The organism is Nemorincola caseinilytica, assembly GCF_039540515.1.
GTDB lineage: Bacteria > Bacteroidota > Bacteroidia > Chitinophagales > Chitinophagaceae > Nemorincola > Nemorincola caseinilytica.
The window spans coordinates 229,418-247,775 of the sequence record NZ_BAABFA010000010.1; the positions used below are offsets into that span (position 1 = coordinate 229,418).

Genomic DNA, 18,358 nt, shown 5'->3' on the forward strand with positions numbered 1-18,358 from the left:
TTTTATACCCATGTACACAGACCAACAGAGCTACAGCCTATCGGTGAACGAGGCCATGCGGAAAGGCAAATGGCAATTGCTGTATATACCATTATCGGTACTGTTCGGGCCGCCCTTTCTGATACTAGTGATAACTCCGCTGGTGACCACAAATGATGCATGGCTGGGCTCTGCGGCCGGGCCGGTATTCCTGGCGGCATTTACACTACCTTTTATCTACTACTTCATAGCCATGCCACGCTGGCGGATATGGGCCTTCCTGCAGGTGCGCAATGTACATGAGTTGAAAGAACGAGCCATACTGGAACGTATATTGCCACGCGATGGAAGCTGGATATGGAAGCTGCAGATAACGAGCGCACAGCAAAGAGCGGCGCTGGCGGCCGTTGAGCAAAGGTTTCTGCAGGCCGATGTGTTCATAGACGACCAGGAATTGCCTTATGAGACCACCTTCAAGCCATCGGAGACAGGGCGCATGCTGATGGTGGCATCTTCAATAGTGTGGTTCGGGGTGGCGATCTATTTCGTCACACGATCGGGCGCGTCGGACAGCAAGAGTTTCCTGCTGTTCGGGCTGGTGGTGATATTCATTATTGCAGTACGCACCTTCAAAAAGAACGCAGTGCTGACAATGAGCAATGAGGGCATAAAAGTGAGTGGCGAGCACCTGCACCCCTGGCGCGATATAGCGAACGAGCATATATACTTTGTAAACGCAGGCCGCGACTCTCACTACAAGCTATCTTTTACCACAGAGGGAAAAGAAGTAGAAATATCGCTGCGCGGCATAGCCCGTAGCGGCCAGGTACACCATGCCATGCGTGTGTATCGTGGCAGGTACAGGGCACAGAACAATATATAGCCCTCCGAGCCTCCCCTTGGGTTTTTGTTCCTTTTGCTGCAGGCCGGAAAATATTTTTTGCCCGGGTGCCAACTTTTTCTCTCTTTTGCCCGTCTTATTATCAACAAGGGGTTAAAGTATTGGTAAAGACCTGCTAAAAAATATTTGGCCATATCAGATATTTTAACTTTTTTGCAGTACAATTCTTCACAAAAACTATTTGTCTATAAGAGCATACTTCTACACTGAACCAAAATAAGGCCAATGACGTGATACCTACATTACGTTAAAAACCAGTAGAAGTTATGCAATTCACCGACCATCTTACAGATGCAGAGCTCATTCTTGCATACCAGCAAGGAAATGAGAACGCCCTTTCCGTGTTGATAACCCGTCATAAAGACAAGGTATACACCACGCTCTACATGCTTGTAAAGGACAAGTACCTGGCCGAGGACCTCTTCCAGGATACATTTCTGAAAATAGTAAAGACCATAAAGGAAGGCCGCTACTGCGAGCAGGGCAAATTTCTGCAGTGGGCCGTACGCGTGGCGCGCAACCTGTGCATGGACCACTTTCGCCGTACGAAGGTGCAGGTGCCTGTGACACTGCCCGATGGCCAGGACATATCGGCCATATTTGGCCAGAGCGACCTTGTGGCCGATGCCATAGAGCGCCGCCAGGTACACGAAAGTGTGCGCAAACTGGTAGAAGGCCTACCTTACGAGCAGCGAGAAGTGATAGTATTGCGCATGTACTCTGACCTAAGCTTCAAAGAGATATCGGAGCTGACGGGAGTGAGCATCAATACCGCCCTGGGCCGTATGCGGTATGCGCTTATCAACCTGCGTAGGTTGATAGCTGACAAACAGTTGGTTTTGCGTTAGATATTTTTTTTATCTTTGCGCAATGTCTGAGTCGCACCGCTTTTTTTACCCTGGCGCCATGTCGGCGCATAGTGTTGTAACCCTGGGTTCCGATACTTCAAAACACATATGGCAAGTGCTGCGTATGGATGAAGGAGACCGCATATCGCTTACCGATGGCAAGGGTACGGTGGCCTCCGGCATCATACAGTTCGCAGAGCGTCATAAATGCAATGTGAGGATAAGCGATACATCGTTCGAGCCACGAGTGGGTGGCAAGCTGCACCTGTGCGTGAGTTTCACGAAGAACAACGGCCGTAACGAGTGGCTGCTGGAAAAAGCCACAGAGCTGGGCGTAGCATCTATCATACCTATAGGCTCGGCACGATACAACAAGACACACATACGCCACGACAGGTGGGAGAAGATACTACAGTCGGCCATACTGCAATCGCAGCAGAGCTACCTGCCAGAGCTATCGCAGCTGATACCTGTGACAACGGCGCTGGAACAGTTCAAAGATGTGCCCCAGAAATTCATAGCGCACTGCATGGACGACGAGCGCAAGAAGAACCTCTCTGAAATGTTAAAACCCGGCCAGGATGCAGTGGTGTTCATAGGGCCCGAGGGCGATTTCGCGCCGGAAGAAGTAAATTTGTGTATCGGGCACGGATATACTGCAGTGGCCCTGGGCGCACAGCGGCTCCGCACCGAGACAGCGGCCATATCAGTGGCCGCATACTTCAATATGCTTTCCTGATGAGGACATTTTTTATTGCCACCCTATTGCTGATGGCGGGCCATATGGCCACGGCGCAAAGCGTACGGCTGGGCCTGCTGGTATATAATGGCGGCGGCGACTGGTATGCCAACCCTACTGCGCTGAGGAACCTGGCCAACTTCTGCAATGAACAACTGCATACCAATATAGACCCGCGCGAGGCACATGTGGAAGCCAATAGCCCCGAGCTATTCAATTACCCATTCGTACATGTGACAGGCCACGGCCGCTGGGTGGTGAGCGATGAGGAGGCCAGGAACATGCGCAAATACCTGGAAAGCGGCGGCTTCTTGCACATAGACGACAACTACGGGCTAGACCCCTATGTAAGGCCTGTGCTGAAAAAGATATTTCCCGAGCTGGCACTGGTAGAGCTGCCTTTTTCATACCCCATCTACCATCAGAAATTCAACTTTGCCAATGGCCTGCCGAAGGTACATGAGCATGACGAGAAACCACCAAAGGGCTATGGCCTGATATATAAGGGCAGGCTGGTATGCTTCTATAGCTATGAGACCGACCTGGGCGATGGCTGGGAAGACCCCGATGTACATCATGATGCACCGGACAAAAGGCAACTGGCGCTACAAATGGGCGCCAACATCATACAGTATGCCTTTACCGTGAATGGCGATGGTGGTAAGGAGAACAAGGTGCAGTAGCCCCGTCGAATAATGCATTTTCTTTGGGTGGGTATTTGCACCCGCTTTGCCTACATTTGTAGCAATATTATGATACTTATGAAAAATATCCTTTTGGTGCTGGTGGCGCTGGTAGCTTCATTTTCCAATAGCTTCTGCGGCGAGTTCAGATCGGCGGTACTAACCAGAGAGGGCGAGCATGGCCCATGGCATTATGAAAAAGTGATAGATGTGCCAGGCACATCGAAAGAGGAGCTATACCGCCGTATGAAACTGTGGGTGGTAGGTAACATCAAGACCACGGACCTGAACAATACGTTTGACGACAAGAGCATGGACCTCATCATCTCTACGCCAACTATAGCATTTCCCGATCTGAAATGGAAGTCGCTGGCAGACCAGACGATGAGCTTTAAGATGCAGATAGAGATAAAGGACAATAAGATAAGGGTAGGCATGAACGGTTTTGTATACTCGGGCTACAAGAACGGCGGAAGTGTGCAGATACTGAAACCGCTGGAAGACCTGGCACTGGCAGGCAATAGCGGCGGCCAGTACAAACAAATAGGCGAGGGGTTCGATAATTCTTTCCTGGGCTTTATGGAAACACTTGAAAAAGCGGCAAAGACCGAAAAGAAGAGCAGTGAATGGTAATATACCTACCTATTGGATCTTTCAGATCACTAGCCAAACTTCAATTTACTCTTCAAGAAATAAAAAAGCCCCAAATGGGGCTTTTTGAATTATGTAGAGAAGGAGTAGTTTATTCTTTGTTCAGCCTTATCTCCTGCAGGTAGAAGTCCATGTTCTTCTGCTTCATAAGGATGTAGATATTGTACTTGACACCGCTGGGGGTAAGGAGCGTACCTATTATGAACTTGGTAGAGGCATTGGGCGAACCATTGTCCATTATCAGCAGGTCTTTGGGTACGTTCCTGTCGAAGAAGTCTTTCAGCACCACTTCGGCCTGGTTACGGCTGTAGATGGTCTGATTATTATTTATCGTTATGGGTACAATATTGTCGAAATATCTCGACAGGTCTTCTATGCGGTTCGTTTTGATGGCGTTCACCACGTCTTCCATGGGCGGATGACCTGTTTGTGCCTGAACCGTAAAGAATAACAGTGTACAACTAACGACTAATAGTAACAGCTTTTTCATATCAATTAAAATTCAAACGCACCACTTCATAATGCCTCCGGTATGATACCGCAAAAATGAAGCCAAAGATCCCCGAATTGTTAAACTTACAGAAAAAATTTTCCTTTTCCAGCTTTTGGATAATACCATATACTAAAAAAGGGAACCAAATATACATAAAAACAATTCAAAAAAGATATGGTAGGGGTATTTTTGATAGCTAAAAAAGAACGCAACACAGATATAATATATTCGTGTTGCGTTGTTGTATAACCATCATCTATTTATTCTTTCACAAAGAAGGCTGTTCTCTGCGCAGGTATATCCTCACAGGTTAAAATTCTATGCTGTCAGCTTATAGGCCGGCTGCTCCAGTTGCAGCAGTGTATTCTGAATATGTTTTCTTACTATACGGCTATGCGATATGGCGAATGTGGCGCTAAGCAGGGTCTTCAGGTCTACCTTCAGCGGGCTTTCCAGTATCTTCAACGCTCTGCTTTTGCTGAAGTAGGTTACGGTGCGTTTGTTCATGGTACAAGTATTTGTATAGGCTAATACAAAAGGTGTGCCAATGATGAGCGCGAACATATGCGCACAATTACGTTAACATTATTTTGTGGAAAAGATCAGCTCCCTCCTAACCTTCCCCGAGGGGAGGAAATGTGTTGCGGGTGTGCGGTCAGTTCTTATCGTGACCTACTTTTTTCAGGAACTCTTTCTCGTCCTTAGAGAGCGAGTTGTAACCGGCACGGTTTATCTTGTCCAGTATCTCGTCTACGCGGCTCTGCTGCTCGCGCTGGCTCTGCTCCCTGGGGTCGTAGTATACCTGCTTTGCCCTGCGGCGCTGTATGGCTGCGGCATCGGGGGTGACCATGCGGCTGAGCGTACCACCAATATCGTACATCCATGCGCCGGGGCGGTAACCGGCGTTCAGCATTTTTACATAGGCAAAACCCATAAGGCCGCCACCCAGTACCATCATCACTACGGGCATGTAATAACCTGTGCCCATAAGGGTGAGCACAGCAAAGATGCCGGCCAGCAGCATGAGGGGTATGCTGAAGGTATCGCTGAGGTAGAGGCGATAGCCAGGCGATAGCGTAACGGCCGCCACGCATATACCCATAAGGCCCGCGCGTGGACCCATAATGTATGGCGGGCATTTGCCCAGCTCGCCGGGCAGGTACTGTGCGGCCAGGTAAAAGAGACCACCCACAAGCACACTGTAGAGGAATAGTGGAAGTATCTGCTTCTTGCCTATCAGCATCTGCACTATAGAGCCGAAGCAGTATAGCCACAGCATATTAGTAAGCATGTTCATGAAGCTATTGGGCACATGCAGAAAACCATAGGTGAACACGGTCCACCACTTGGCGCCGAAGGCAGATGTATGCGGTAGCGAGAGATTGGGGATGAGGTATACATTGAAATTGGTATCGGTGATGTTCACCATCATCATCACGGCCCAGGTAAGCGCAAGTGCCATATAGGCCCCCGCTATAAAGAAGACCAGCTTCAGTACTGCATTGTTGTCATAGCCCGGCACATACGGTAGTAGCGATCTTCTTTTGCCCTTGTTCATGAGGCGTAAAATTAATAATAAAGATCCGTTCACCTGTTCTACCTATCGCACAATGGCAGTTATAAATATGTGAAGGCCCTTTGCCGCTGCGCTGCCTACATATAACTGTCAACTATTCACCATATTTTTGCCGCAGATATGGCAAATGAGAACAAACTGCAGGCCATCATAGGTCACTGCAAAGAATACGGCTACATATTCCAGTCGAGCGAGATATACGATGGCCTGAGCGCGGTGTACGACTACGGTCAGTACGGTGCCGAGCTGAAAAGGAACATACGCGAATACTGGTGGCGCAGCATGACCCTGATGCACGATAATATAGTGGGTATAGATGCTGCCATATTCATGCACCCTACGGTATGGAAGGCCAGCGGGCATGTGGACAACTTCAGCGACCCGATGATAGATAACAAGGATAGCAAGAAGCGCTACCGTGTGGACCACCTGATAGAAGGCCATGCCGAAACACTGGAGAAAGCTGCTGCCGAGGCCATGCTGGCACAGATGGACCAATTGCTGGCCGCCAACGATCTCGCAGGGCTAAAGCAACTTATATACGACAACAAGATAAAATGCGGTGTGAGCGGCACTGTGAACTGGACCGATGTGCGCCAGTTCAACCTGATGTTCTCTACCCAGCTGGGCTCTGTGGCAGAGGACGCGAGCGAGATATACCTGCGCCCCGAAACGGCGCAAGGCATATTCGTGAACTTTCTGAACGTGCAGAAGACCGGTCGCATGAAGATACCCTTCGGTATAGCGCAGACCGGTAAGGCTTTTCGCAACGAGATAGTGGCGCGCGGCTTCATCTTCCGCATGCGCGAGTTCGAGCAGATGGAGATGCAGTTCTTCATAAAGCCCGGCACACAGAAGGAATGGTACGAATACTGGAAGGAAGCACGCATGAAATGGCACCTGGCACTGGGCATACCGCAAGACCACTACCGTTTTCACGACCATGTGAAACTGGCGCACTATGCCGATGCGGCATGTGATATAGAGTACGATTTCCCTATGGGCTTCAAAGAGGTGGAAGGCATACACAGCCGTACCGACTTCGACCTGACACAGCACCAGCAGTATAGTGGAAAGAAACTCACCTATTTCGATACCGACATCAACCAGCACTATGTACCCTATGTGATAGAGACATCGATAGGACTGGACCGAGCAGTGATGATGGTACTGAGCGAGGCATATGAAGAGCAGGACCTGAGCGCCGATGGCAAGGAAGATAGCCGCGTGGTGCTAAAGCTGCCCGCAATGCTGGCGCCCATAAAACTGGCCGTGCTGCCACTGACCAAAAAAGACGGCCTGCCCGATATAGCCCGAGACCTGATAAACGAATGCCGGCCATACTTCAAATGCTATTATGAAGAGAAGGACAGCATAGGCAAGCGCTACCGCAGGCAGGATGCCATTGGCACACCGTTCTGCATCACCATAGATCACCAGACGAAGGAGGACCAGACCGTGACCATACGCTACCGCGACAGCATGACGCAGGAGCGCATACCACTGGCCAGTGTACGAGACCTGGTGATGGATAAGATAAAAATGTTCTGATGATACACACAAAGCCATATGCCCTGCGTATGGCTTTGCTGTTCTATACTGGTACTACCAAAAAAATAACGCTATGTGCAACATGCGATATACCGTTCTTCTATGGCGATGCATGTTGTTGCTGTGTATGTGCGCAGGGCACTACAGCGGCATGGCGCAGCAGAAAGACAAATACGCAGTACTCTTTGGCAAGCACAACAGCCGTATGCGCAAACCACCAAGCAATGTGGTGCGCATGTTCCTGGATAAGGATGGGAATTACTACCCTGATATTTCGATAAGTAGGCGCAGCCTGCGCAAAAGCAATAGCAGCCTGCGCCAGTGGTATGCCGACCATACCGATAGGTTCGAGGAGCTGTGTAAAAAGTATAGTATAGGTGAGGGCAGCTTTGATAAACGCCTGGAGCTATTGAACGCGGCCATCGCCAAAGAGATAGCAGACCGTATAAATACCCGCAGCAAGGAATATGATGTAGTGGATGTTTCGATACACGGGTTTCGCAAGAAGGCTTATGGCATCAGCCTGGGCAACAGGCGGTCGGTAGGCGACAACAGGAAACTGGAGGCGGCCATCGATCGCTACAGTACAAAGAAACATTTTTATACAGAGGTCTATTGGGATTCGAAATACCTGGGGCCGCTGGAAATGATTCGCAAGGATAAGGGATACCATGTATTCGCAGAGCAGGGAATACCGGCAGCTTTGCGCGTGGGCCTGGCAGCAAGAAGGGTGGTAAGCAATATAAAGCGGCAGCGCATCAACATCATCACACATAGCCTGGGCGCTGTAGTGGGCGCAGAGCTATTGTTCAATGCCGATACATCGGAACCTGCCTTGCAGAGCCGGCTGCGTACGCCTGCACAGCCCGATGTGCGCACCTGCCTTATAGCGCCTGCCACATCGCCATACCTTTTTCGCAACTATGATGATCGCGGACCGCGCAAGGCTCCTGTGCCCGATAACTACTCGATGGCTGTTGTATATAACACGAACGATTTTGTGCTGAACAAGAACCTGCAACTACTGTTCTTGCATATAGGGCGCAATACTGCCGACAGCATATCGTCTACAACGCTGGGGTGCAACTGCGGCTCGGCCATAGACACTATAGCGCAATATGTATCGCCGGGCAGGTTCACTGCCTTTGATATGTCTCTGAAGAGGAAGAGCAAGCGCAAATGCCATTACCTGAACCATTGCTACATCCGCAATAAGCGGGCCTTTCGCAATGTAGTTGCGACCTTCCTGGACAAGTAGCTTTTTATTAGTGGTCGTGGTGGTGACGGTCGTCCTCACGCTCTTCGGAAGTGGGCGCAGAGGTGGTCATGTGTGCGAGGCCCTTGAACAATTTGGGCAGGTAGAAACGCTTTGTGAGCAGCACATTGTACACCGGCACATTGCGCGGGAAGGTACCGCGGATGTTGGCAGTGATAGATATATTGGTGTGCGGCTCTGTGAGTGATGCATCGAACAGGTAGAAGAATTTGTTGGTGAGCAGTATGGGCGCTGCAAGGCTATTGGCATTGCCCTGCACAGACATATCGTAGTAGCCGCGTATCGCATCGTTCTCCTGGCCCAGCACTATGCTGCCGAACGTCATTTTGAAGCGAGCCCTTATATACTTCTGCTCTACATGGAATGGTATGGATATACCAAAGTAACCATAGAAGTTGGGCACGCTGAAGGTATCCTGCAGAGAGGTGAGCGGGCGGCGAGCATAGAAGGTATCGCGCGATACGGTGATATCCTGTGTGTCCAGTACTGTCGTATTGTTGTAAGAGAAGCGGTAGTTCATCTTATACATCTCGGCATGCAAGCCTACACCTATGCGTATATTGCCTTTGTCGTTCAGGCTCCAGAAGGTGTTGGGGTTCACGAAGAGCGATAGCTGGTTCACATAAACATTCAGGTTCTGAGTGGAGTATTTTCTTGTGTACCTTATGCTATCGGCGTTCACCTGTGTGGGGTTCACATTCTGAAAGGTGCTGAAGTTGGAGAAGTTATAGTTCTGGCTGGTAAAGTAGCTGGCGCCCATATCTATGCCCAGGTACTGGCGTGTGTGGCTACCATGCGGTGTAAGGCGTAGCAGCCTGTCGTCATAATAACGTACACCTCCGTATATGATGTCCTCTATACGGGCATCGGCATTCAGAAAGTTGAAATTGGAACCTACCTCGAAAAAGAAACCCGCATACCTGGGTATGGTATCTATATACTCGCTTTCTGCAGCACCGCCTTTTGCGCCCTCTTCGCTACCATCATCATCGGTCTCGCCGGCATCGGCCGAAGGCAGAGCGTGAGATTCGCGTGGGGCCTGCTGTGCGGCGACCTGCTGAACGCCAAGAGTGAACAATGAACAAGCGGTGAGGTAGACGAACTTTTTAAGCATATGGATATGTATGAGGTGTTCTGTTAAAAAATGAACCTTATCATGTATACCCGTAAATATAATAACAGCTTTTAAGAAATAAAAGCATTCTCATTTGTTTTTCCTTAACATTCTCTGTTATCGCAACAGGGTGGTATTTCCCCGCTCTGTTCTTTCTTCGCCAAGGTTGTCGGTATACTCTATCTGCCATAGATATACCCCTATATCCTGCTCTTTGCCATCCCAGCCTATGCCTGCCATCAGCTCGGTGGTATAGTATACCCGTTTTCCCCACCTATTGTATATGCTGAAGGACCTTAACCTGCTTTTGCCTACAGGCATCGGTATCAATCTGTCGTTGATGCCGTCTCCATTGGGGGTAAATGCATTGGGGGCCGTATAACCAGAGTGTTCGCGTACGAATATGGTAATGGTATCATAGCCCTTGCAGTCATTATTGGTCTCGCCATATAGTATATAAGTATGGTCTCCAAGTTCTGTAAAAGTGCCGATAGGATCGGGCGACCCGGCATCGCTGAGGAATGTAGCGGGGTTCCAGGAGTACCTTATCGCTCCCTTCGCATGAAAATGTATGGTGTCGCCCTGAAGGACCGTACGGTTCACTCCGGCATTGGGCTTGTAGCTTTCTATTAAACCATTACAATTTATTACGGTCCACTGGAACTCCCTGTATACTTTATTGATGAGCACCCCGTTTCGCCATTCGTTGCAGCATATACCTACCTGGTACCGGCCTATCTTGCCGGGTACTACGGTCACAATGCCCGCGATGGGATCTATTTGTATGGGCTCTGCGACAAACACAGGCGCAGCATGCCAGTAGGCCGGTTGGTACTGCACGGTATCGAACGGAGGAGCTGTAGTCACTTTCGGTTTTATATCCGGGCCGGACGCACCTTCGTATATGTTGGAGAATTCATAGGTGAGCGAGTCTCCATCGGCATCGGTAGCGCTAACGTCCAATATCATTTTTTCATTCATACATATGACCGGTGTGGGATGGTCTTTGAATACCGCGCTGCTGTTGCGCATGCCACCACCCGCGCCGGGTATGGTACAAAAAAATGTTACTCCCTTTTCGCCGGCATCTACGAGGTTCTCTACCGATGCTGTACGGCAACATCTTTGGTATACCACTACATAACCAGCTGTATTTTGCGGCAGATAATATCTTTTCGAGAATTTTTTTCGGAGCAGGCAGGGCCGGTTTCCCTGCAAAGGCACAATTCCGCAGCCGGTCGTTACCTCCTCTTGTGGAATTGTTGTAGCGCCTCCGCTGCCCGGTGTGGGATCGTAATATATATTGGTATCTACCCTGAGCAGTGAACCACCGTTCTCATATACTGTAAAGAAGGCAGGGTTATCTTGCTGGATGGCATCGGACACGCCGTCCTTACAATCCTGGTATAGCAGAAGTGTGACCGTATATACCTGGAAGAGGTTGCCACTTATGGTGGTATCTTTTATAAAGGTGTAGGTCATATCGCCACCGGTGGTATGCGAGGCATGGGCATAGATACCCTTCAGGCATAGCATGGGCAGGAAAAGGCATACAATAAAAAGGTGTTTTACTGGCATCATAAGGTATGGTTTTTGGGTATGTACAGGGAATAGAACACGAGCCACGGTACAATAACCAAGACGTAATATTTACCGCATCACTTGGGTTGGGAACAGTACTTTTTGTTCCTGCATCGGGGTAGTGTTGTATATTGGTAACGCTGTTATATCGAATATTATTATTCTAGTTATTGCATTCTTAGTAATGCAAGAGTTGCGCTTCTATACGGTCTTTACAGTAAGATAATTCATTTGTGTTGTGGGTAATTACCTTATAAGTGTTGGTATCTTGCTATAAAGCATTGTAAAACAAGCTGTGATATCTTTAAAAACGAACGAGCTGCGTAGCAGCGGAAATTTTTTTAGACCTAAAAGGCGGTCTGTCCACATCGTTCTACGAGATCAACAGTGAGGTATTTACCCACAGTGCATGTTACTCACAATTAACGTTCTGCTGTTACAAGTGCTTGTTCTACCGCTTTTCTGATGTTGATAACCGTAGAGTGAATGTGTATAAACCCGAACTTTGGAAAATGCAAGTCTGATCGCATTTTTTATTCCACGAACTCCCGATCCTAATAGTAATAGTCCTTTCTTTTAAAAAATTTTACTTTACTATTATAAGGAATGTGGAATTCTTGTTGAAAATGGTATGAAATTTGCGTTATAGATTTGACCTTAGAGTTTTCTTGTTATTTTATATCATCTATCAAGGTAAGCATGGATAGTGTTCTGGCAGAAAGTATAGAAAAGAATGGTTTTCTGGATATAGACGTGGACCCGTCCATGGACCTATTCAGCGAGGTGGACAAGCTGCGCAAGGAAAAGAACGCCATCATTCTTGCGCATTACTACCAGGAGCCTGATATACAAGATATAGCCGACTACATAGGCGACAGCCTTGGGCTGGCTGAAAAGGCTGCAGAGACCGATGCCGATATCATAGTTTTTGCAGGTGTACACTTTATGGCAGAGACGGCCAAGATACTGAACCCAAGTAAAAAGGTACTGGTACCCGATATGAAGGCAGGCTGCTCGCTGAGCGATAGCTGTCCACCGGCACTGTTCGGCGCATTCAAGAGCAAGCACCCCGACCATATAGTTGTTTCCTACATAAACTGCTCTGCGGGTATAAAGGCACTGAGCGATATAATATGCACCTCATCGAACGCACGCAGTATAATAGATAGCTTGCCTGCCGACCAGAAGATCATCTTTGCGCCAGATAAGAACCTGGGTGCATACCTGAACAAGGTGACCGGTAGAAACATGGTACTGTGGAACGGCGCCTGTATGGTACACGAGATATTCTCTCTGGAGAAGATAACCAGGCTGAAGCAACGTCACCCTGATGCAAAGCTGATAGCGCACCCGGAGTGTGAGGATGCAGTACTGCAGATAGCAGACTTCATAGGCTCTACCACGGCCCTGCTGAATTATACGAAGAAAGACAACAGCAATACCTATATAGTGGCCACAGAGGCGGGCATACTGCACAAGATGATAGAAGCATCTCCGCATAAGACGTTCATAGCTGCACCGCCCGATAACTCGTGTGCATGCAATGAATGCCCGCACATGAAGAGGAATACACTGGAGAAGATATACAACTGCCTGAGATACGAACAACCTGAGCTGATAATGGATGAGGACCTGTGCCTGGCCGCAAGGAGACCGATAGATAGGATGATGGAAATAAGTAGAAAAGCCGGTTTAATAGCCTGATGATAAAATATTAGATGATCATTAGGATCTACCCCGTTTGGCGTTATTTTTTGTTTATGTTAATAATAGTTCTTAACTTGTCAAATTAAATTAAATTTAATTATTTATGAAGCAGATCATTACACTGAAAAAGCTAATGCTGGCCGCATGTGTAGCAGGTGCTAGTATCGCCAATGCGCAGATACATCCGCTCGCTTTCGGTCCTTTCCCGTACGGTACCGGTACGTCTGACCCTAACTGGTACAAAGATTATGTAGGCTTAAGGTTCGTGGTGAATAGCCCGGCATCTGTAGCAGGTGATAAAGTCTATACTTATCCAGGTACGGGTACTACTCCATGGGGTGGTATCGTAACAACTGCGATAGTAAATGAACAGATAGTAATGCCGGTAGGCGATACTGTTGTAGCATCGGCGCTGCCAGCAGGTTCTATGGCAGGCAAGATAGCTTTTGTGTACCGTGGTGGTGGCATAGAGTTCGTATGTAAGGCTCAAAAGTGCCAGGACGCGGGCGCTATAGCGTGTGTGATAGTGAACAATATAACAGGCGGCCCTATAGGTATGGGTGCAGGTACAATATGCCCTGCAACAGGTGTTACCATACCTGTATTCATGATATCAAAAGAAGACGGCGATCCGATAGCAGCAAAATATCATGCTCTTGATACTGCCCGCATGACCATCACTCCATGGGGTCTTGGTCTTGGCCATGACATAGGTTTCGTACCTGGTGGCGCTGCCAACTGGCATGGTTATGCCATACCTTCTAACCAGCTAGGTTCCAGCGGCAATCCGTTCGAATACAAGATGGCCGATGGTGCATTCATAGCCAACTATGGTACTAACGCTATGACCAATGTGAAGGTGGATGTAGCTACTACGTTCACTCCTTCGGGCGGTTCTCCTGCGGCTGTGCATACCAGCAGTGTATCTGTAGGTAACTTCACTGTAGCGGATTCTATCTATGCGATGTTCCGTACCGATGGCGCCAACATCTATGATGTGAACGCGAGTGGTCCTGGCCGTTTCGATGTGAAATATGACATCAGCAGCCCTGACTTCACTGACGACAACATGGCGGATAACAGCATGACCACATCTTTCTATGTTACAGACAGTACATACTCTAAAGCCCGCTATGACTTCTCTACCAACAGGCCTGTAAAGACCATAGGTTACGCTTTCGGTGGTGGTGCAGACTTCCTGTGGGGTCCTATGTACTTCGTAAGGAATGGTGGTACTGCTCTTTCAAGGGTACAGTATTCTCTGTCTACCAACACTGCCGGCCCTCTGGGAACACCTGCTAACATATTCCTCTTCAAATGGGTAGATGGCTCTAACAGCCTGCCTAAGGATTCTGTACTGCAGAACGGCGAAATGGAACTGGTATCTCTGGGTCAGCACAACTATGATGGTGTACAGGATACATCGGGCGCTGACCTGAACTTCTGGGGCATGGGCGATCCTGATGGTAACCCTGCTACAGTGATGCTGGATGCTAACTCATGGTATTACCTGGCGGTATATGTACCAGGTGGTCACTTCCTGGGTTCAGATGGTATCTACAATCCTTATCCTCGTATTTATGGCCTGTTCCAGAACAACCAAGCCGTACTGGATTACTCTAGCATGGTAGGTACTTCTAAGGATGACATCCTGGCCAATCCTTCTTCTGCCAACTCTCCTCTTCCCGGCGCTTTCATCAGCTTCGTGAATTCGATAGATTCAGTGAACTACAACAACACTCGTGGCCTGATACCTGCAGTAGCTATGATAGCTAACAATTCTCCTGTTATCAGCGTGAAGGGCAGTCCTGTAGTGAACAAGAACAAGGTGAGCGTATTCCCTAACCCTGCTAAAGATCAGCTGAATGTGAATGTAGAATTCGAGAACGCTACCAAGAAGGCTACTTATATGATAATAGATGGCCTGGGCAGGTTCGTATCGAAGGAAGTACATAACAATGTTACTACCGACAACTTCTCTATCAACACTAGCAGCCTGCCTTCCGGTAACTACTACCTGATAGTAAGTGACGACGTAAGGTCTAAGTCTACTAAGTTCGTTATAGCTAAGTAATAGACCGATACAGTAAGTTATAAATGCAGGAATGCCACCCGATGAAGGGTGGCATTTTTGTTTTATCGGGCATTGTCATTTTTCTTTTCAGCGTACATGAACCTGTTGCTCTTTTCCTTGGATAAGATGGGGTTGCAGGAAAGTGTGCTGCAGGAGTGATGTAATGCGCTCTATTGAATACTCTTGAATGTTCATATACAGACAAGGGTAGTTATTCCGGGATGGAATAATAGATGCCTTTTGCAGCAATGAATAAGATGGAATTGCAAACCTACCTATGAAGTAGCAGGTAGTTTATTTGATGCGGTAACCCACACCTATATTGATGCCTATTGGTTTGATACCATTCTCGGGCGCAATGTGCAGCGATTGAGATATCTGCAGGTCGGGATTGATGTCGTATATGATACCCTGTGTGAAGATGATATTCATATACCTGAGGTTAGAAAGCGTGCGGTTGTTATACTCGCTGCTTACGGCATCTTTGCTACCGGGTTCGGCAGGTATGCCATTGGCTGATATGACCTGCTGTGTATACTGCACACCTGCACCAAAGTAGGGACGCAATCTTTTATAGTCGCTACCAAGCTGATACTGTATAGTAAGCGGCACCGATAGTTTGCAAGGCTGGAAAATATTGAAAGACCTGTTGTACCTGTGGTTCAGTATCCTGTCTATGTCTCTGAAACTAAGGCCGGTCTCTATACGGAAACGGGTAGTAAGGCGCATCCTGAATATGAGGCGGTTACATTGTTCTTCGGCATTGCGGGTCTTGTGGCTTAGTTGTACAGGGCGGTTGGCGTATACAGAGTATACCTGCCTTTCGAAACCTATAGTGTATTTGTGCCCCAGCTTTGTAAGGCTACTTCTGTCGAAGTTCTGCGCATGAGTATGCGTACATGCAGCCAAAGAGAGGGCTGCAGCTACAGAAGCATACAATATGTTCTTTACAAAACTCACAGACATTTACTACTTATAACGTACAAAGCTATACTGTATTGTTAAAATTACAAAAAAATATTTTCTTGTTCCACATGGAACACAATAATATTCTGTTGCCAGAGTTCACCTTTTTGTTGCGTAGATAGTTATACTACTTTAACAATTCTTGTGCCGATCTCTTATTGGGTATATCGTGGTATCCCTGGTAATGTTACAGCAATTGCAAAATATAGGAGTGCAACGACCATCCATTGAGGGGTAGAATATGTTATTCGTTGGCCGTTCGTATCTTTGCGGCATGTTTCCTGAATATGATGTAATAGTGGTAGGAGCAGGCCATGCAGGCTGCGAGGCTGCTGCTGCTGCTGCCAATATGGGTGCCAAGGTGATGCTTGTGACCATGAATATGCAGACCATTGCGCAAATGAGCTGTAACCCTGCCATGGGTGGTATAGCCAAGGGCCAGATAGTAAGAGAGATAGATGCCCTGGGTGGTTATAGTGGTATAGTGAGCGACAAGAGTACCATACAGTTCCGTATGCTGAACCGTTCTAAGGGTCCCGGGATGTGGAGCCCCCGTACCCAGAACGACCGTATGCTGTTCGCAGCTACCTGGCGGGAGATGCTGGAGGCTACACCAAACGTAGATCTTTGGCAGGATATGGTGAAAGGTCTGATCGTTTCACGTGGAACAATACAAGGAATAGTGACAGGGATGGGGCAGGAGATACGCGGTAAGGCCGTAGTGCTTACCAACGGAACCTTCCTGAACGGGGTGATACATGTAGGCGAAAAGCAGTTCGGAGGGGGTAGGATGGGAGAAAAAGGAGCTACAGGCATTACCGAACAACTGGTAGAACTGGGGTTTGAAAGCGCCCGTCTCAAAACCGGAACACCTCCACGCATAGACGGCCGTAGCCTGGACTATACCAAAATGGAGGTTCAGAATGGCGATGAAGAGGTGGTAGGCTTCTCTTATATGCCTGTAGAAAAGATAAGGCCTGAACAACAACGCTGCTGCTGGATAACCTATACCAGCCAGGAAGTGCATGATATACTGAAGACCGGCTTTGAAAAATCGCCGATGTACCAAGGCAGGATAAAGGGCAGTGGCCCCAGGTATTGCCCCAGTATAGAAGATAAGATAAGCCGTTTTGCCGAAAGGGAACGCCACCAGCTATTTGTAGAGCCGGAAGGGTGGAATACGGTAGAGATATATGTGAATGGTTTCAGCACCTCTCTGCCTGAAGAAGTGCAGTACAAAGCCCTGCGCATGGTACCGGGTTTCGAGAATTGCAAATTCTTCCGCCCGGGCTATGCTATAGAATATGATTATTTCCCGCCTACACAGTTGAAATTCACGCTGGAGACCCGCCTGGTACGCAATCTTTTCTTTGCCGGGCAGATAAATGGTACCACAGGATATGAAGAGGCCGCTTGCCAGGGATTGATGGCAGGTATAAATGCCGCCCGCAATGCCATGGACAAGGAACCTGTGATACTGAGGCGGAGCGATGCCTATATAGGTGTGCTGATAGACGACCTGATCAATAAAGGGACAGACGAACCTTACCGTATGTTCACCAGCAGGGCCGAATTCCGCACGCTGCTGCGGCAAGACAATGCCGACCTGCGTCTTACAGGCATTGGGCATGAGATAGGCCTCGCTTCGGAAGAAAGATATGCCCGAATGCTGGACAAGAAGGAAAAAGTGGCAGAAATAAAGCGAAAATTGGCCGATTTTTCCGTAAAAGCCTCTGCTAACGATTATTTGGAGCGTCAAGGGTCTGCTACGCTTATAGAGAAAACTCGTGCCGCTAAATTATTGCTTCGCCCGGGCATTGGTATCAAAGATATGATGGAAGGAATACCCGGATTGGCCGATGTGATAGGCCGCGATACCGACCCCCTGATACTGGAACAGGTAGAGATACAAGTGAAGTACGAAGTATACCTGGAAAAGGAGCAGGAGATGGTGACGAAGATGGCCACGCTGGAACACCTCATCATTCCCGACTCGTTCAATTATGATAAACTCACGGCCTTGTCTGCAGAGGCCCGCCAAAAGCTGAACAAGATACGCCCCGGAACTCTGGGCCAGGCCAGCCGCATCAGCGGGGTGAACCCGAGCGATGTACAGATACTGATGGTATATATGGGCAGGTAACTGCCGTTTTTCTTGTATTCTTCCATTTTTCTGTATTACATCTTATTTTACCTATTCTCCTTGATCTGGTGTCTTG

Annotated in this window: 16 protein-coding genes; 10 read left to right on the forward strand and 6 right to left on the reverse strand. The window is 48.3% G+C overall.

Translation table 11 applies throughout. The features are described from left to right. The first annotated feature begins 10 nt into the window (after positions 1–10). The 5 genes from ABD843_RS08395 (at position 11) to ABD843_RS08415 (ending at position 3,783) form a co-directional block, all read left to right on the forward strand. The gene (locus ABD843_RS08395; protein WP_345081407.1) at positions 11–862 is read left to right on the forward strand and encodes a hypothetical protein; all 852 of its coding nucleotides are present in this window, start codon (positions 11–13) and stop codon (positions 860–862) included. Positions 863–1,146: 284 nt separating this feature from the next. After that, a complete protein-coding gene (locus ABD843_RS08400; RefSeq protein WP_345081410.1) occupies positions 1,147–1,728 on the forward strand; it encodes a sigma-70 family RNA polymerase sigma factor in 582 nt (193 codons plus the stop codon). A 58-nt stretch (positions 1,729–1,786) separates the two neighbouring features. Further along, positions 1,787–2,467 carry an RsmE family RNA methyltransferase gene (locus ABD843_RS08405; protein WP_345081413.1) on the forward strand — a complete coding sequence of 227 codons (681 nt, stop codon included), beginning with the start codon at positions 1,787–1,789 and terminating at the stop codon, positions 2,465–2,467. Continuing rightward, entirely contained in the window at positions 2,467–3,150 is a 684-nt protein-coding gene (locus ABD843_RS08410) for a DUF4159 domain-containing protein (RefSeq protein ID WP_345081416.1), read from the forward strand. Before ABD843_RS08405 ends, ABD843_RS08410 begins: the two co-directional genes overlap by 1 nt. A 78-nt stretch (positions 3,151–3,228) precedes the next feature. Then, positions 3,229–3,783 (forward strand): DUF4468 domain-containing protein, encoded by a 555-nt coding sequence (locus ABD843_RS08415; protein ID WP_345081419.1) that lies wholly within the window; start codon positions 3,229–3,231, stop codon positions 3,781–3,783. A 109-nt stretch (positions 3,784–3,892) separates the two neighbouring features. Here the strand turns inward: ABD843_RS08415 and ABD843_RS08420 are convergent, their stop codons facing one another. The 3 genes from ABD843_RS08420 to ABD843_RS08430 all read right to left on the reverse strand — a co-directional run bounded on the left by ABD843_RS08420 (position 3,893) and on the right by ABD843_RS08430 (position 5,852). Continuing rightward, positions 3,893–4,291, reverse strand: coding sequence for a DUF4783 domain-containing protein (locus ABD843_RS08420; RefSeq protein ID WP_345081422.1), 399 nt, complete (start codon positions 4,289–4,291; stop codon positions 3,893–3,895). Positions 4,292–4,612: 321 nt separating this feature from the next. After that, positions 4,613–4,801 carry a hypothetical protein gene (locus tag ABD843_RS08425; RefSeq protein WP_345081425.1) on the reverse strand — a complete coding sequence of 63 codons (189 nt, stop codon included), beginning with the start codon at positions 4,799–4,801 and terminating at the stop codon, positions 4,613–4,615. Positions 4,802–4,949: 148 nt separating this feature from the next. After that, positions 4,950–5,852, reverse strand: coding sequence for a rhomboid family intramembrane serine protease (locus tag ABD843_RS08430; RefSeq protein ID WP_345081428.1), 903 nt, complete (start codon positions 5,850–5,852; stop codon positions 4,950–4,952). Positions 5,853–5,990: 138 nt separating this feature from the next. Between ABD843_RS08430 and ABD843_RS08435 the strand changes: the two genes are divergently transcribed. Both ABD843_RS08435 and ABD843_RS08440 read left to right on the forward strand, forming a co-directional pair. Beyond that, positions 5,991–7,421, forward strand: coding sequence for a glycine--tRNA ligase (locus tag ABD843_RS08435; protein ID WP_345081431.1), 1,431 nt, complete (start codon positions 5,991–5,993; stop codon positions 7,419–7,421). Between the two features lie 112 nt (positions 7,422–7,533). After that, the gene (locus ABD843_RS08440; RefSeq protein ID WP_345081434.1) at positions 7,534–8,679 is read left to right on the forward strand and encodes a hypothetical protein; all 1,146 of its coding nucleotides are present in this window, start codon (positions 7,534–7,536) and stop codon (positions 8,677–8,679) included. 7 nt (positions 8,680–8,686) lie between these two features. Here ABD843_RS08440 and ABD843_RS08445 read toward each other — a convergent pair whose 3' ends face one another. Then, on the reverse strand, positions 8,687–9,811 hold the full coding sequence (locus ABD843_RS08445) for a hypothetical protein (RefSeq protein WP_345081438.1): 1,125 nt from the start codon (positions 9,809–9,811) through the stop codon (positions 8,687–8,689). 117 nt (positions 9,812–9,928) lie between these two features. After that, the gene (locus ABD843_RS08450; protein WP_345081441.1) at positions 9,929–11,392 is read right to left on the reverse strand and encodes a T9SS type B sorting domain-containing protein; all 1,464 of its coding nucleotides are present in this window, start codon (positions 11,390–11,392) and stop codon (positions 9,929–9,931) included. A gap of 699 nt (positions 11,393–12,091) precedes the next feature. Between ABD843_RS08450 and nadA the strand changes: the two genes are divergently transcribed. Further along, positions 12,092–13,096: a quinolinate synthase NadA gene (gene nadA, locus ABD843_RS08455; protein WP_345081444.1), complete on the forward strand. Its 1,005-nt coding sequence runs from the start codon at positions 12,092–12,094 to the stop codon at positions 13,094–13,096. A 106-nt stretch (positions 13,097–13,202) separates the two neighbouring features. After that, positions 13,203–15,173, forward strand: coding sequence for a T9SS type A sorting domain-containing protein (locus ABD843_RS08460; protein WP_345081447.1), 1,971 nt, complete (start codon positions 13,203–13,205; stop codon positions 15,171–15,173). A 294-nt stretch (positions 15,174–15,467) separates the two neighbouring features. On the opposite strand, the gene ABD843_RS08465 is transcribed toward ABD843_RS08460, so the two are convergent. After that, complete coding sequence (locus ABD843_RS08465; protein ID WP_345081450.1) at positions 15,468–16,139, reverse strand: hypothetical protein; 672 nt, start codon at positions 16,137–16,139, stop codon at positions 15,468–15,470. 274 nt (positions 16,140–16,413) lie between these two features. On the opposite strand from ABD843_RS08465, the gene mnmG reads away from it, so the two are divergent. Then, the gene (mnmG, locus tag ABD843_RS08470) at positions 16,414–18,282 is read left to right on the forward strand and encodes a tRNA uridine-5-carboxymethylaminomethyl(34) synthesis enzyme MnmG (protein WP_425575706.1); all 1,869 of its coding nucleotides are present in this window, start codon (positions 16,414–16,416) and stop codon (positions 18,280–18,282) included. Positions 18,283–18,358: the final 76 nt, after the last annotated feature.

Coding starts and splice junctions, on each gene's coding strand:
- ABD843_RS08440 (WP_345081434.1), top strand. CDS start 7,534: ATGTTGTTGCTGTGTATGTGCGCAGGGCACTACAGCGGCATGGCGCAG.
- ABD843_RS08460 (WP_345081447.1), top strand. CDS start 13,203: ATGAAGCAGATCATTACACTGAAAAAGCTAATGCTGGCCGCATGTGTA.
- ABD843_RS08465 (WP_345081450.1), bottom strand. CDS start 16,139: ATGTCTGTGAGTTTTGTAAAGAACATATTGTATGCTTCTGTAGCTGCA.
- ABD843_RS08410 (WP_345081416.1), top strand. CDS start 2,467: ATGAGGACATTTTTTATTGCCACCCTATTGCTGATGGCGGGCCATATG.
- mnmG (WP_425575706.1), top strand. CDS start 16,414: ATGTTTCCTGAATATGATGTAATAGTGGTAGGAGCAGGCCATGCAGGC.
- ABD843_RS08445 (WP_345081438.1), bottom strand. CDS start 9,811: ATGCTTAAAAAGTTCGTCTACCTCACCGCTTGTTCATTGTTCACTCTT.
- ABD843_RS08415 (WP_345081419.1), top strand. CDS start 3,229: ATGAAAAATATCCTTTTGGTGCTGGTGGCGCTGGTAGCTTCATTTTCC.
- ABD843_RS08395 (WP_345081407.1), top strand. CDS start 11: ATGTACACAGACCAACAGAGCTACAGCCTATCGGTGAACGAGGCCATG.
- ABD843_RS08400 (WP_345081410.1), top strand. CDS start 1,147: ATGCAATTCACCGACCATCTTACAGATGCAGAGCTCATTCTTGCATAC.
- ABD843_RS08425 (WP_345081425.1), bottom strand. CDS start 4,801: ATGAACAAACGCACCGTAACCTACTTCAGCAAAAGCAGAGCGTTGAAG.
- ABD843_RS08430 (WP_345081428.1), bottom strand. CDS start 5,852: ATGAACAAGGGCAAAAGAAGATCGCTACTACCGTATGTGCCGGGCTAT.
- ABD843_RS08450 (WP_345081441.1), bottom strand. CDS start 11,392: ATGATGCCAGTAAAACACCTTTTTATTGTATGCCTTTTCCTGCCCATG.
- ABD843_RS08435 (WP_345081431.1), top strand. CDS start 5,991: ATGGCAAATGAGAACAAACTGCAGGCCATCATAGGTCACTGCAAAGAA.
- ABD843_RS08405 (WP_345081413.1), top strand. CDS start 1,787: ATGTCGGCGCATAGTGTTGTAACCCTGGGTTCCGATACTTCAAAACAC.
- nadA (WP_345081444.1), top strand. CDS start 12,092: ATGGATAGTGTTCTGGCAGAAAGTATAGAAAAGAATGGTTTTCTGGAT.
- ABD843_RS08420 (WP_345081422.1), bottom strand. CDS start 4,291: ATGAAAAAGCTGTTACTATTAGTCGTTAGTTGTACACTGTTATTCTTT.